9 protein-coding genes are annotated in these 15043 nt (G+C 48.7%); 2 read left to right on the plus strand and 7 right to left on the minus strand.

Features of this window, described 5'->3' with window-relative positions:
• Window positions 1-19: 19 nt before the first annotated feature.
• The 7 genes from U2P89_RS07940 to nrfH all read right to left on the minus strand — a co-directional run bounded on the left by U2P89_RS07940 (window position 20) and on the right by nrfH (window position 13248).
• A complete protein-coding gene (locus U2P89_RS07940; protein ID WP_322191145.1) occupies window positions 20-1492 on the minus strand; it encodes a glutamate synthase subunit beta in 1473 nt (490 codons plus the stop codon).
• Window positions 1493-1503: 11 nt separating this feature from the next.
• Window positions 1504-6036: a glutamate synthase large subunit gene (gene gltB / locus U2P89_RS07945; RefSeq protein ID WP_322191146.1), complete on the minus strand. Its 4533-nt coding sequence runs from the start codon at window positions 6034-6036 to the stop codon at window positions 1504-1506.
• Window positions 6037-6144: 108 nt separating this feature from the next.
• Complete coding sequence (locus U2P89_RS07950; RefSeq protein ID WP_322191147.1) at window positions 6145-8340, minus strand: glutamine synthetase III; 2196 nt, start codon at window positions 8338-8340, stop codon at window positions 6145-6147.
• Window positions 8341-8724: 384 nt separating this feature from the next.
• A complete protein-coding gene (ccsA, locus tag U2P89_RS07955) occupies window positions 8725-9513 on the minus strand; it encodes a cytochrome c biogenesis protein CcsA (protein ID WP_091908946.1) in 789 nt (262 codons plus the stop codon).
• A 52-nt stretch (window positions 9514-9565) separates the two neighbouring features.
• Window positions 9566-10840 (minus strand): cytochrome c biogenesis protein ResB, encoded by a 1275-nt coding sequence (locus tag U2P89_RS07960; protein WP_322191148.1) that lies wholly within the window; start codon window positions 10838-10840, stop codon window positions 9566-9568.
• A gap of 183 nt (window positions 10841-11023) precedes the next feature.
• Window positions 11024-12520 carry an ammonia-forming cytochrome c nitrite reductase gene (gene nrfA / locus U2P89_RS07965; RefSeq protein WP_026327182.1) on the minus strand — a complete coding sequence of 499 codons (1497 nt, stop codon included), beginning with the start codon at window positions 12518-12520 and terminating at the stop codon, window positions 11024-11026.
• A 131-nt stretch (window positions 12521-12651) separates the two neighbouring features.
• Window positions 12652-13248, minus strand: coding sequence for a cytochrome c nitrite reductase small subunit (nrfH, locus tag U2P89_RS07970; RefSeq protein WP_019538853.1), 597 nt, complete (start codon window positions 13246-13248; stop codon window positions 12652-12654).
• A 204-nt stretch (window positions 13249-13452) separates the two neighbouring features.
• Here nrfH and U2P89_RS07975 point away from each other — a divergent pair, with 204 nt between their 5' ends.
• Together U2P89_RS07975 and U2P89_RS07980 are read left to right on the plus strand one after the other, a co-directional pair.
• Window positions 13453-14139, plus strand: coding sequence for a Crp/Fnr family transcriptional regulator (locus U2P89_RS07975; protein WP_019538852.1), 687 nt, complete (start codon window positions 13453-13455; stop codon window positions 14137-14139).
• Between the two features lie 108 nt (window positions 14140-14247).
• Window positions 14248-14904, plus strand: coding sequence for an HAD family hydrolase (locus tag U2P89_RS07980; protein ID WP_322191149.1), 657 nt, complete (start codon window positions 14248-14250; stop codon window positions 14902-14904).
• Window positions 14905-15043: the final 139 nt, after the last annotated feature.

The raw sequence follows: 15043 nt of genomic DNA on the forward strand, positions 1-15043 counted from the left end.
GGTGATTGAATAATGGATATTATCGCGATAAAAGGGAGGCTGCCGGTGATATGGAAAACAGACTGTTCTCTTGCGGCATAAGCATCTTATGAATATTCTCCGCCGTTTTTCTGCCCAATGCGATGGCTTTCACTACAAGGCTGGCGCCCATCACGGCATCGCCGGTGGCGAAAACTTTATCAACAGAGCTAAGGTGTTGCTTGTCGACTGCCACATTTCCCCGGACATCGTAATTGACGCCTAACTCATTCAGCAATCCTTCCTGTACCGGGTGGACAAAACCGAGTGCCAGCAATACCAGATCGGCTTTCAATACCTCCTTTTTACCGGTCGGTACCATACTGAAACGACCGTTGCTGTCTTTTTCCCAACTCACCTCTTCTACCAATGCCTCTTTTACTTGTCCGTTTTCTCCGCTGAACTTCAATGTGTTCAATTGCCAACGCCGCTCACAACCCTCCTCATGCGATGACGAGGTCTTTAATACCTGTGGATAGGGACTTGGCCACGGAGTGGCCGGATTATACCCTACGGGTGGTTTGGGCATGATCTCGATCTGCGTCACGCTTAAAGCACCCTGTCGTATCGATGTACCCACGCAGTCGGAGCCGGTATCGCCCCCACCGATCACCAGCACATGCTTCCCTTTTGCCGATATTTGTTCGGCAGTATCGGGCTCTTCTTTCTGCAGGATACGGATCTGTTGTGAAAGGAAATCCATGGCGAAATGGATCCCTTTCAGATCACGCCCTTCAGGTGTGATATCCCTCGGTTTTCCGGCACCGACAGCCAGACAAATGGCATCGTACTCCTCCATGATCTCTGCCCCGGAGATATCTTTCCCTACCTCTGTATTGGTTTTGAATTCAATACCTTCTTCAATCAGCAGCGTCAGTCGCCGGTCGATCACCTGTTTGGCCAGTTTGAAGTTAGGAATGCCATATCTGAGCAGGCCGCCCGGGCTATGGTCTTTCTCGAAGACGGTGACAGAATGTCCTTTCCGGTTCAGTTGCTGGGCGGCAGCCAGTCCAGCCGGACCGGAGCCGATAACAGCTACTTTCTTACCAGTCCTCCGCTTCGGCGGATGGGCTTTAATCATGCCTTCCCTGAACGCCACTTCGGTGACAGAAGCTTCATTCTCACGGATGGTGACCGGCGCCTCGTGCAGTGCCAGTACGCATGATTTTTCGCAGGGTGCGGGACAAACCCGACCGGTAAATTCGGGGAAGTTATTGGTCTCCATTAATACGTCGACCCCCTTTTTCCACTCGCCTTTGTAGATGTGATCCTGCCATTCAGGCATTTTGTTGCCAAGAGGACAAGCCCAGTGGCAGAACGGGATACCGCAGTCCATACAGCGTGCTGCCTGCAACTTACGGTCTTCCCTGTTGAGGGTCTGTTCTACCTCACTGTAGTCATATATTCTGTCGCTTACGGGACGATAACCGGCATCTTTCCTGGGTATCGTCATAAATGCTTTTGGATTTCCCATAATTTTGTCTGTTAATAGTCTCTTTCTACCACGGCGATCTTTTCGTTCAATGCCGCCATCTTCTTTTCCTGTAGCACTTTCTTATATTCAATAGGTACTACTTTGATGAATTTAGTCGCATAAAAATCCCAGTTATCGAGAATACGTTTGGCTATTTCGCTGTTAGTATACTGGCTGTGTTTGGAGATCAGGTTTTTCAATTCCCTGATGTCGGACATCTCTTCCAACAGCGTCAACTCCACCATTTCCATATTGCAGTAAAAGTCGAAATCGCCTTTCTCGTCCAGCACATAAGCAATACCGCCGCTCATTCCGGCCGCGAAATTCCTTCCGGTGCTGCCGAGCACGACCGTACATCCGCCGGTCATATATTCGCAGCAATGGTCGCCGGCTCCCTCCACCACAGCGGTGGCCCCTGAGTTCCTTACACAGAAACGCTCACCGGCGATACCGCTGATGAATACTTCACCTGAAGTAGCTCCATAGAGTGATGTGTTACCGCAGATGATGTTCTCCTCCGATTTGAAGTTGCTGCCTTTGGCCGGTGCTACGATAATACGTCCTCCCGACAAACCTTTACCGAGGTAATCGTTGCAGTCGCCATGAAGGTAGAAAGTAACACCTCCCGACAGGAATGCTCCGAAGCTCTGGCCGGCCGATCCTTCAAAATAGGCTGAAATAGTGTGTTCCGGCAAACCTTTTTGTCCGTACCGCGCTGCAATGGTGCCTGACAGCATGGCGCCGACCGCCCTGTCGGTATTTTTTATTGCTGCCTTGATACCAATCGACTGTTGGCGTTCGATGGCCGGAAGCGCTTCGGAGATCAGCATGCGATCCAATACATCATCGATCTTGTGATGCTGGATAGTCGTCCTCCTGATAGGCAGAAGGTTTGCTTCTTTCGGGAAGTAGATGATCTTTGCCAGGTCGATCTTTTCGGTCTTGGGCAGCTCCGGATAATGTTTGCGTTGGAGTAGGTCGGACCGGCCGATCACTTCATCGAGTGACCTGAATCCCATTTCTGCCAGTTGTTCCCGGGTATCCTCTGCCAGGAAGCGGAAGAAGTTGACGAGGTACTCATGTCGTCCCACGAACCTTCTCCGTAGTTCTTCGTTTTGGGTGGCAACACCCACCGGACAGGTATTGAGATGGCATTTGCGCATCATTACGCATCCCAGTACGATCAGCGCGCTGGTGGCAAAACCGAACTCTTCGGCACCGAGCAGTGCAGCCATTATAATGTCGCGTCCGGTTTTCAGTTGCCCGTCGGTCTGCAATGTGACCACTCCCCGTAAATTATTCGCTACCAATGTCTGTTGCGTTTCCGCCAGGCCGATCTCTAACGGTAATCCCGCGTGTTTGATGGAACTGGCGGGACTCGCGCCGGTGCCTCCTTCCGCACCGCTGATCACGATCAGATCCGCTTTGGCTTTCGCCACGCCGGCGGCAATGGTACCGACACCGCTTTCCGATACCAGCTTCACACTGATCTTCGCGTTCGGGTTCACGTTCTTGAGGTCGAAGATAAGTTGCGCCAGGTCTTCAATGGAGTAAATATCGTGATGGGGCGGGGGAGAGATCAGGGTGATACCGGGAATGGAGTGCCGCGTCCGGGCAATAATCTCGTCCACCTTGAATCCTGGTAACTGTCCCCCTTCACCCGGTTTTGCCCCCTGGGCGATCTTGATCTGTAGCTCATCGGCATTGACGAGGTATTCTGTGGTAACTCCGAACCGGCCGGAAGCGATCTGTTTGATGGCGCTCCGGCGTGACAGGTCGTCGGCCTGCGGGTGGAACCGTTCGGGATCTTCACCCCCTTCACCGGTATTGCTGCGTCCACCGATAATATTCATCGCGATCGCCATCGCTTCATGCGCTTCCTTACTGATGGAGCCATACGACATAGCGCCGGTACAGAACCGCTTCATGATGTCCTCTGCAGGTTCTACTTCGGAAATATCGATGGGATTGCGTGTATAATCGAGCAGGTCGCGGATAAAGGCTGGCTTCTCTTTGTTGTCGACCAACGCGGTGTATTCCTTGAATACCGAGTAATTGTTCGTCCGGGTCGCTATTTGTAGACGGGCGATAGTTTCCGGGTTCCATGCGTGATATACTCCATCGTTCCTGTAGGCATAATTCCCGAGATTTTGGAGATGGAACGGTTCACTGTCGTCGTTGTAAAACGCTTCGAGGAACGGTTGCAGTACTTCCTGGGCCACATCCTCCATGTCGATCCCTTCGATCTTTGATGAGGTTCCTTTAAAATAGCTGTCCAAAAGGGAAGAAGAGATGCCGATGGCTTCGAAGATATGCGCACCCCGATAGCTCCGCAGGGTGGAATTACCCATTTTGGAAAGCACTTTCAGCAATCCCTTATTGACCGATTTGATATAGTTTTTCTTTGCTGTGGGCAGGTCGAGCGCGATCTCGCCCGCTTTTATTTTTTCCGCAAGGATGGCAAAGACCATATAGGGGTTGATGGCATTGGCGCCAAACCCGAATAACAGGGCGAAATGCATTACTTCGCGTGGTTCGGCGCTCTCCACCACAATATCGATCTGCATCCGTTTACGTTTCTCCACCAGATAGTGGTGTACGGCTGATGTGGCGAGCAGGGAAGGGATAGGTGCGTGTTCCGTATCCACGCCTCTGTCGCTCAATACGATATAATTTTTGCCTTCATCGATCGCTTTTTCGACGGAGAGACACATCTGTTCCAGTGCTCTGCGCATGCCTTCTGCACCACTTTTCGGATCGAACAGCATAGGGATAATGGCAGAGGAGAATCCCTTGTACCGCAGGTTCAACAGGATGTCAAACTGGGTATTGGTCAGGATCGGGCTTTTTACCTTCACGATGCCCGATAGTGCGGGTATATCTTTGAGGAGATTTTGGTGTACGGCACCCAGGTAGCCGGTCAGCGACATCACCAGTTCCTCCCGGATCGGGTCAATGGGGGGATTGGTCACTTGTGCGAACTGCTGTCGGAAGTAGTTGAACAGGCGTTGCGGCTTATCGGACAGTGCCGCCAGCGTCACATCGTTGCCCATGGATGAAACGGGTTCCTTCCCTTCCAATGCCATGGGTTTGATCAGTACTTCGAGATCCTCCACCGAATAGCCAAATGCTTTCAGCAGGGTTTCGTAGTTCCCGACATTGTTGTTCACGCTTCGTCCCGAAGAGATATCATCCAGCTTGAGGCAGTTCCTGCTCAACCATTCACGGTAGGGAAATGCGTTTGCCAATGTCTCTTTCAATTCTGCATCGGAATAGATGGTACCGGTCAGCGTATCGATCATCATCATCTTTCCCGGCTTCAACCGTCCCATCTGTTTGATATCGGATGGCTCGAAAGCGAGGGTACCTGTCTCGGATGCCATGATCATGATACCGCTGTGGGTAATGGTATATCGTGCCGGTCGTAATCCGTTGCGATCAAGCATTCCGCCTGCGTAACGCCCGTCGCTGAAAATAAGCGTGGCCGGTCCGTCCCACGGCTCCATCAGCATGCTGTGGTATTCATAGAACGCTTTCACCCCGTCGGGGATAGGATTCTTCTCGTTAAAACTTTCCGGAACCAGCATTGCCATAGCGTGCGGAAGCGATTTTCCGGACATCACCAAGAACTCCAGCACGTTGTCGACAGAGGCGCTGTCGCTCATATTGGGCTGTACTACGGGATAGAGCTCTTCCATATCGGGGAACACATCAGACTGCAATACGCTCTCACGGCTCTGCATCCATTGCCGGTTGCCGCGGATGGTGTTGATCTCGCCGTTATGCGCCAGCATTCGGAACGGTTGCGCCAGATCCCAGGTGGGGAATGTGTTGGTGCTGAACCGGGAATGTACCAGTGCGATCCGGCTCGTGAAATTGGGGTTGGTGAGATCCGGGAAGTACTGACGAAGTTGTATCGACGACAACATCCCTTTATAGATCATCTGCCGGGTGGAAAGGCTTACTATATAAAAACTTCGCTCTTCTGCAATCTCAGTGCTGTAGATACTTTTCTCCACTCTTTTTCGCAGGATATAGAGTTTTCTCTCCAGTTCATCGGGCGAAAAATGGCCGGAAACGAACAGCTGTTTGATCACCGGTTCATTGGCAAGGGCGATCTCTCCCAGGCAACCGCTGTTGACCGGTACATCTCGGATAAAGAAAAGTGAAAGATCTTCTTCATAGGCTTTCTCTTTAATAACGGAGAGGCAATATTCTCTCTTTTCGTCTTCCCGTGGCAGGAAGACGAGTCCTGTACCGTACCGCCCTTCCGTCGGAACTGCAATTCCCTGAAGAAGGATGAACTCATGCGGGATCTGTACCAGTATTCCCGCACCGTCACCGGTGATGTTGTCGGCACTTTCGGCACCCCGGTGCACCATATTTTCCAGCACCTGCAGCCCTTTCTCCACAATGTCGTGAGATTTCTCTCCCGTCAATGTCATCGCGAGGCCGACGCCGCAGGCATCATGCTCGTTCTGAAACGAGTAGAGCGACTCTTTTTCGAATTGCCGGAGGTTTTTGAATATATCTTTCTGTCCCATTTTGCGTCTTTTTTAATTTTGAGCCAAAGTTTTGAGCCAAAAAAATAGCAGATAATCACTTACCTGCTATTCAAATAAATGTGAAAATTACATTTGAAGTTGTGAGGCTTAACTTATGAATAACAGTTCTCTATATTTCGGCAGTGTCCACATCTGATTATCCACGATCAGTTCCAGTTTGTCTACATGATAGCGGATCACATTGAAATAGACTTCCACCTTGTCGTGGTAAGCTACGGCTTTCTCGCGGGCATCCTCCAGTTTATTGGCCGCTTTCCGGGCTTCCACCATATCGTCTACATTCGTTTTTATCGCCGAAATATGGTCTGCGATCGCTTCGATAAGCGCCGCATCTTCTTTCGACAGCCTATTGGCTTTCTCCTTGTCGAAGACGGCATGCATTTTATAAATATTGTCGAGCAGCATCGACTGGTATTCGGTGGCGACTGGGATGATATGGTTCATGCAGAGGTCACCCAACACACGTGCTTCTATCTGTATCTTTTTTGTGTAAGTCTCCCATTTCACCTCGTTGCGTGCATGGAGCTCTTTTTCATTCAACACACCGATGCTTTCGAACATCTCTACTGATTCTTTTGAAGTATATCTGTCAAAGATCACGGGAACGCTGGTCTCACAGTCGAGTCCGCGCTTTTTGGCCTCTTCTTTCCATTCTTCGCTGTAGCCGTTACCATTGAAACGGATCGGTTTCGACTCCTTGATGTAAAGGCGGAGTGTATCGAAGATAGCCTGTTCTTTTTTCATTCCTTTTTTCATCTTCACGTCGATCTCTTTCTTGAAGTCGATCAACTGGGCAGCCATCACTGCGTTCAGCGCAGTCATTGCCGATGAGCAGTTGGCCAATGAGCCGACAGCCCTGTATTCGAACCGGTTGCCCGTAAAGGCAAACGGTGACGTGCGGTTCCTGTCGGTATTGTCGATCAGCACTTCGGGTATGTGGGCAATCCCTAATTTCATCTGTTTAAGTTCGTCCACGGTGATGTCGTCATCTTCGGAACTCTGTTCCAGTTTATCGAGCACGGATGAAATCTCTGTCCCGAGGAAGATGGAGATGATGGCGGGCGGCGCTTCGTTGGCTCCCAGTCGGTGCGCATTGCTGGCCGACATGATGGAGGCTTTCAGCAAGCCATTGTGTTTATATACTGCCATCAGCGTGTTCACCAGGAAAGTGACGAACAGCAGGTTCTCATTGGCAGTCTTTCCGGGGGTGAAAAGGCCGATACCGGTATCTGTCCCCAGCGACCAGTTGTTATGCTTACCCGATCCGTTTACGCCGGCAAACGGCTTTTCGTGCAACAGCAGTTTAAAGTGATGTTTGGCGGCAATCCTGTGCATCAGCGTCATGACCAGCAGGTTCTGGTCGACTGCCAGATTGGTTTCACCATAGATAGGCGCCAGCTCGAACTGGTTGGGTGCTACCTCATTGTGGCGGGTCTTTAACGGAATGCCGTACTTGTAGGCCTCCAGTTCCACCTCACGCATGAAAGCAGCTACACGCGGAGGGATCGCTCCGAAGTAGTGGTCTTCCAACTGCTGGTTTTTGGCGCTCTCATGCCCCATGAGCGTACGCTCGGTGAGGCTGAGGTCGGGCCGGGCGGCATATAGTGCCTGGTCCACCAGGAAATACTCCTGTTCCCATCCGAGGTATGAGTAGACCTTTTTTACATCCGGGTGGAACAGTTTACAGACCTCCACTGCTGCCTTGTCGACCGCCGAAAGCGATTTCAGCAACGGAGTCTTGTAGTCCAGTGCTTCTCCTGTATAGGAGATAAAAACGGTCGGGATACACAATGTATCGTCAATAATAAAAGCGGGCGAAGAAGGATCCCATGCGGTATATCCCCTTGCCTCGAAAGTATTGCGGATACCGCCGCTGGGGAAACTTGACGCATCGGGTTCCTGTTGTGCCAGCAGTTTGCCGGAAAATCTCTCGATAATACCTCCGTCAGGGCCGTTTATATAGTCAATAAAAGAGTCATGTTTCTCGGCAGTACCTTCAGTAAGCGGCTGGAACCAGTGCGTGTAATGGGTGGCACCCATCTCCATGGCCCACATTTTCATGCCGGCCGCCACGTGATCGGCAATCCCCCGGTGTAACGTAGTGCCCCGGTCGATCGCTTCCAGTACGATGTTCATTGTCTCTTTGGAGAGATATTTGGACATCTGTGTCCGGTTGAATACATATTTACCGTAATACTCGGAAGGAAGTTGTGTCGGGGGCGTCACTTCTATAGGCGTTCTCTTCGATGCTTCTTCTACTGCTTTAAAACGTAATGTTGACATAATAGAACTAAATTTGATAAATGGAGGCTTTTACGCCCGTAATTTTATATTTGAGTAAACAATCTGCTGCAAAAATAATCAATTTGTTTGACAATCCAAATAAAAACGATAAAAAAGTTATATTTTTCGATAAAAATTAACTTTATGATTGTTTTGTTGATATTTCTGTATCAAAAATACACAAATGATACAGTCCTGAATTCCACTTTCATATTGAATGACAGAAATTCATTGCAAAAGTAACCATTTTGAAAATGAAATAGCTGTTTTTAAGGAAATTCTCTTATAGGAACAATGAAAATAAAATATTCCAACAAAAATACCCGTTTCCCGAGGATTTAACAACGGAAACGGGTATTGTAATAGGTTTTTAAACCGCCTGTTCTATGATGAATAGGTGTGAATACTTTGCTGTGCTGACGGGAGGTAGTTGACACCGTACCAGCAAACCTGCAACAGGATAAATGCGATGATCAGTAAGATCATGGAAGTTTTGTCCGACGAGTTTTTCTTCAAACGGTAATGGATATAAAGCAGGTATCCTATCCAGGTGGCGGCTGCCCAAGTCTCTTTCGGATCCCAGCTCCAGTAATGCCCCCAGGCTATTTTCGCCCAGATGGCCCCTATCAGCATGCCCAGCGTAATACAGGCGATACCGGCGTAGACCAGACTGTCGGTCATTTCCATCAGGTGAGCTTTGTTGTTGATCTTCTTTTCCCTGACCAGATAGTAGATGGCGACCAGTGTTGCGGCGCCCAGGATGGCATAAGAGAACATATAGATAATAACGTGTGGTGCGAACCAGGGGCTTTGCAGCGCCGGCATAAGTACTTTGTTATGGATATCGGGCTTTACGATATTCACAATGATAAAGACCGTGGAGAGTACAGTGGTGAAAGAGAGTATCCATTTGTAGTTCCACCGAAGATAGGTGAGCAATCCGGCTACGGGCAGGAAAAAGGAATACCAGAGCCGTGTTTCACCCATGGTGCGTAAGGGCGGACGTTCGAGCGACATCCACAATCCGGCGATGAAGATCGAGAATACAATCAAGCCCAATGTGGTTAGCAATGCCGGCCACAACTTACGCTTACTTCCGTAGGCAAGGGCCGCACCGCTGCCCCAAAGCACCACGGCGCTTATTGCAAAATATGTAAATGAATCCCAGGTCATAATTTGTATCACTAATTTCAGACAGTCGTTCTGTTTTTTCCTCCCCTCCCTGTCATATAGTCCTTTTTTTAGGTCCGGCAATAAACAGGAAGAGCGCTCCGGCCAAAAGCATGAAAATGCCTGTGTAGACCGCTTTCAACCAGGGGTCACGTACCAGTTCAAAGACGGATGTGTCGGAATATTTACCTTTCGTGTCGTCGTAACTGTACTGATAGATCATCCAGTCTTCAACCTGTAACGGTTTGTTGACTTCGATCACCGCTTCTTTTGTAATTCCGCTTTCGGTAAAGGCGGTCACATGCGAACTGTATTTTTTTACCTCCTGCACCGGCATAGCCACACTTGTTTCTTCATCGATTTGTAAAAAGATGTGGGGAAAGAGGTAGCTGCCGTTACTGACCCATCCCTCTATGGGCTGTGCCAGGCCGGGTTTGTCCGCTTTTACCTTGATGGCGGTGGTGGCTCCTTCCATCATCATAGGAACCACATTCATAAAAGTGGAATCCCTGAAGATGGCCGCGTGCGGCAGGTAGTCCGTTATTTCGAGGGTGACACCTGCCAATTGGGTAGCTTTACCTATCCCTTCAAACATATAACTTTCGGGGCGGGAGGCGGGCAACATCTTTCCCGTTCCGTTTTCGATGATGACCAGTTTCGGTTCATACTCCTCTATCATAAAAGTATCTAACTGGATGGCTAAAGGCAGTTCCTTTATTTCACCCGTTTTCAGGTTCCCGCGCCATTCTACCTGTCCTTCCTGGATGGTCATGGTGAGCCGTTCCATATCTGCACTGCCCAATATTCCACCTAAAAGGGCGATAAACAGTCCGAGATGGTTCAGGTAAAAGCCGATTTCACGCCAGGTATGTTTCCGGGTTGTTCTCCTTAATGTGGTAAGCCCGAGGATGCTCAGATTGTAAAAACAGAGTAATACGAACGGCCATGAAGTCGTCATCTGATGCCAACCGAGAGAAGTGAAAAGATGGGAAGGCAATTGCTCCTGCCCCGTGGCAGACGAAAATTGGGGGATTACCCCCAAGATCATAGCAAGTATGAGTAGGATGACTAATGCCGGGATGGTGGCATATACACTTGACAGCCATCTGACCACCCGGCTTTTCCCGGACAGGAAATGAACAGCGAGAAGCCCTGCAACGAACAGGGCTCCGACAATAGTGTTAACGGGGGAAGCAAAAAGGGCGGTCTCGATATTTCCGGCGGCAAATTGCAGGAGTATTCCTGATAACAGGACACCTGCCGCCACGATAAAACCTTCCGCATACCCCCATGGGTGCTCCCAAATCTTACGGGAAGTATTTTTATTCATTATATTTTATAAGTCGTATTAATTGCAACTAAATCAATTGACTGACGATATTTTGTGACCCATTTCATCTCTTGTGAACTAAAAGAGTAGAAGTTGCTTCGCTAACTACTCTTTTTATGCTCATCGTGAGATATGGGTCCCCACAAAACATCTATAGGCCTCTGCTTTAGTTGCAAAAGAGCCTCAGTTCAAACTCACCAGGCGGTTGTTTGCTCTTGCCGTCTCAAGCCATTGGGGAACGATAGTCTCCTGGAATTTCTGCTTGTTGGCTCTTTCCTTGTCCATATCGAGTCCTATATAGGCTTGTGCCTTCTCTTTCGTGGAGATGTCAGGCAGGGGTACATTACCCGTGAAGCCGAGTTCAGCCAGTACTTTGGAGATTTCGAACCGGGCTTTGTGTGCACGGTCCAACCCCATGGAGAGGATACGCTGGAATTCCACCGGGGAGTGGAATGATCCGCCGTGAGAAGCAACTGCGTAATCCCAGCGCCATTGCGCCTGACGGATCAGTTGAAGGGCATTATGCATTTGTGTTTCAGAAGCACCTTTCTCCCATGCGAATTGGGCTTCCAAGTGTGCTTTTGAGAGTTCCTCCTCCACTAAGTTCCGGATCTGGTTTGCGCTACGCTGCCTTTCATAGACGGCATTCCTGAGATCTTCTTCCGACTCCCTGTGGCACACCTGGCAGGTATTGCTGATATTGGCAAGGGGGCTGATTACATGGTGGTCGCTGTATTTTATGCCGCCCTCGGAAATATAGGGCATATGGCAATCGGCACATGATACGCCGCGCTGGGCGTGTATTCCTGTCTTATAGATTTCGTAATCGGGATGTTGCGCCTTGATGATGGGGGCTTTACTCAGCGCGTGCGTGTAATCGGCGAACCCTATACTGTCATAATACTGTTCTGCTCCTTCCATGCTGGTGCCATTGTGCCAGGGGAAGATCAGGTATTTGCCTTCGGGCGTGAAATAATATTCCACATGGCATTGTGCACAAGCCAGTGAGCGCATATCCTGATGGGTGGCTTCCCTGATATCCATACCCATGTTCTCGAAACCTTCTATCAGTGCAGGGCGGCTGATTTTCAGATCCATGGTTTCCGCATCATGGCAATCGGCACAACCTATAGGATTGACCACCTCGTGTCCCCAGTGTGCCCAACTCTCTTTGTAGAATTCGGCAATTCCCACCGAGTCCATCAGGCGTGGTACATCGGGACTTTTACAAGTCCAGCAGGTAGCAGGTTGCGGTCCTTCGTCGGGTGTCATGGGTGCGCCGGTGCGCAGTGTGTGATGTACATCTGCGACCGCATGCTTGTGGCCTCTCGGTGTACTGTAGTCTTTTGCGAAAGCATAACCGGCCCAAAGGATCACCATTTCAGGGCGTTCTGCAAGTACATCCACCGCACTGCTTCCGTTAAACTCACTTTGGAAAGTGGTATCGGCAGTTTCAGCCCAGGTTTCATATTGACGCGGATAATTCACCGCGAATATTTCACTTCTCGACTCAATGCCTGTGATCTCTACTTTTCTGTTGTTCATCACGCTTGCTATCTCGGCTCTTCGCTGTGTGATGGAAGCCGCCAGCATTCCCAGCAGGAATACCACTCCCAGGGTAGAGAAAAATAGTAACCACCCTACCCACGGTTTCATCTTGTTATCGTTTTTGCTCTTCATACTTATATGAAATTACCAATTATCAATTACTAATTACCAATTTTATAGAAATTCAAGATTCATTATTCTTGACTTCTTCACTTTTAACTATTCACATTGGCACATCATCACATCAATAAATCAACACATCGTCAATCCTTCTTCATCATATTGTGCAGCCAATCCGGGACATTGCTTTTCGGCATCGGTACCCGTGCATTGGGCGTTGATGAGAGCGATCGGCTACGTGTGTGGGGAACATCCCTGTGGCAGTCCCAGCAGGTACTCCCACCCATTTCCTTGGTGTCCTTGAAACCCATACGCCCTGTTTTTATAAACTCGGTATTGAGTTGCGTGTGGCAACGGATGCAGTTATCCATGATTACCTGAGAACTTGCTTCGATGGCCTGGATAGCCTGGTCCTCACCACGTATTGTGAAAATGGCTGAATGGCGTAATCCGTCGACCGCCTTGAAATAGTATCCTTTCAGCTTGTTGTCCTGCGGTACGTGGCAATCGTTGCAAGTAGCGTTTCGTCCGTGGGAACTGTGCATCCAGGTGGCGTAGTAGGGACCCATGATATGGCAGTTCACGCAGGTGGCGGGGTCATCGGAAAGATAGCTGTATGCCCGTGACGTGAAGAAGGTATAGATAAACAGACCCACGAAGGCACCACTAATGATGAAGGCCGGATATCTCCATCCTCCGCGCGGCCGAATTTCGTTCCAGAAGTTTCTAAGTTTGCCCATGGTCGCACTTATTAAAGATATTCACTAACAAAGAAAGAGATAATATTCCCAAAAAAGTGTAATAATTATGACAATTGGGAAAAATAAACTATATTCGGGATTCAATTACATTAGACTATTTCTATACTCGGCATAGATAAAACAAGTTTTACCTCTGCTCTCGCTTAACGAAATAGTTCAATTACATTAGACTATTTATACAATATGGAAGGACGACACTTTGATAACCATCATACCGGAATGATCTTTCAATGCCCGTTGTGCAATTCTGTGCCGGAAGATCAGCGTGAAGATTTTATGCGGGACGTACGCTTTTCTGTAAAAAACTATCAGAAAGGCGATGTGATCGTTACTCAAGGGACCCTTTATGAGTCGCTCTATATCCTGATCAGGGGAGAGATCGTGACGGAGATGGCTGATGAAAAGGGCGATTTCATGAAGGTGGCGCATATCAGCGCACCCAATCCGTTGGCTACGGGTTTCCTGTTTGCTACCAATAACCGGTCGCCCGTCTCCGCAATATGTAAAATGCCTTGCACGGCAGTAGTCATTCCCAAAGAGAATGTCTATTTCCTGATGAGGAAGTATGAATCGTTTATGCTGGCTTTTCTATCCTATATTTCCAACAGGGTCTCGTCCCTTTCTGAAAAATTGAGGCTTGTCTCATTGCGTACCATCCGTGCAAAGCTGGCCTATTATCTGCTGAAAGAGTCGGCCGGTGAACCATCATTCCGGTTGAAAGCCTCCAAGGAGGAGATTGCCCGCCTTTTCAGTGTTTCACGTCCCGCATTGGTAAAAGTGATGATGGAGATGGCTGCGGAAGGTATTATTGAAGTGGATCGGAGGGATATCCTTATCAAAGACAGGATAGCGCTGCAAAAAATGTTTTAAAGAATTGGGCGGTTACCCTTGGGGATTTGCCCGGAAAACGGCCATCGTCGGATGGGAGGCTGCAAAAAAAATAAAACAAAACGGAACAATTATACTCACTGATAACTGATGAAAATGAATTTTGAAGCTGTAATTTTTGATCTTGACGGTACATTGGTGGATTCTATCGAAGATATCGCTGAGTCGATGAACAGGGTATTGTCCGAGAACCATTTTCCCGTGCATTCATTGGCTGCATATAAAACTTTTGTAGGGAGGGGGCTCTTGAATCTTACCCGTGTATCACTGCCTGAGACCGCACAAGACGAAAAAACAGTCGTAGCGTGTTATAACCGGATGCTGGAAGTATATAATGATCATTGTACTGAAAAGACAAAACCCTACGACGGAATCATACCATTGCTGGATGAACTGAAATCGCGTGAATTGAAACTCGCTGTTTTTTCGAACAAAGCGGATAAATTCACCAAAAAGATCGTGCAGACGTTGATGCCCGGTTACTTCGATATCGTAGTCGGAATGACGACAGAAGATCTCAAAAAACCAAATCCTGCATGTGCGTTGGAAATAAGCGAACATTTCGGGGTACGCCCTGAAAACATCGTTTATCTGGGAGATACCGGGATAGATATGCAGACAGCCCAAAATGCGGAAATGCATGGAGTAGGGGTGCTTTGGGGGTTCAGGACAAAAGAGGAACTGGTCTCTGCCGGGGCTGAAGCCATATTGAGCCATCCTCTGGATTTGATTGGATTACGATTATAAACTATCCGTTGTTGATTACCTGTTTTTGCCTTAGTCAATATAATGTCTGTTCAATCAAAATGTAATTTTTATTGTTCTTGTTTAAGTTTCTCCCGGCATATATATTTTTTCATCTTCGAAACAATTGCAGTGGAAAATA

This window comes from Proteiniphilum sp. (assembly GCF_034331125.1).
In the GTDB taxonomy this organism is placed as follows: Bacteria; Bacteroidota; Bacteroidia; order Bacteroidales; family Dysgonomonadaceae; genus Proteiniphilum; species Proteiniphilum saccharofermentans.

What these genes read in the sequence shown, in the direction of transcription:
- U2P89_RS07940 (WP_322191145.1), bottom strand. Translation starts at nt 1,492, where the DNA reads ATGGGAAATCCAAAAGCATTTATGACGATACCCAGGAAAGATGCCGGT.
- gltB (WP_322191146.1), bottom strand. Translation starts at nt 6,036, where the DNA reads ATGGGACAGAAAGATATATTCAAAAACCTCCGGCAATTCGAAAAAGAG.
- U2P89_RS07950 (WP_322191147.1), bottom strand. Translation starts at nt 8,340, where the DNA reads ATGTCAACATTACGTTTTAAAGCAGTAGAAGAAGCATCGAAGAGAACG.
- ccsA (WP_091908946.1), bottom strand. Translation starts at nt 9,513, where the DNA reads ATGACCTGGGATTCATTTACATATTTTGCAATAAGCGCCGTGGTGCTT.
- U2P89_RS07960 (WP_322191148.1), bottom strand. Translation starts at nt 10,840, where the DNA reads ATGAATAAAAATACTTCCCGTAAGATTTGGGAGCACCCATGGGGGTAT.
- nrfA (WP_026327182.1), bottom strand. Translation starts at nt 12,520, where the DNA reads ATGAAGAGCAAAAACGATAACAAGATGAAACCGTGGGTAGGGTGGTTA.
- nrfH (WP_019538853.1), bottom strand. Translation starts at nt 13,248, where the DNA reads ATGGGCAAACTTAGAAACTTCTGGAACGAAATTCGGCCGCGCGGAGGA.
- U2P89_RS07975 (WP_019538852.1), top strand. Translation starts at nt 13,453, where the DNA reads ATGGAAGGACGACACTTTGATAACCATCATACCGGAATGATCTTTCAA.
- U2P89_RS07980 (WP_322191149.1), top strand. Translation starts at nt 14,248, where the DNA reads ATGAAAATGAATTTTGAAGCTGTAATTTTTGATCTTGACGGTACATTG.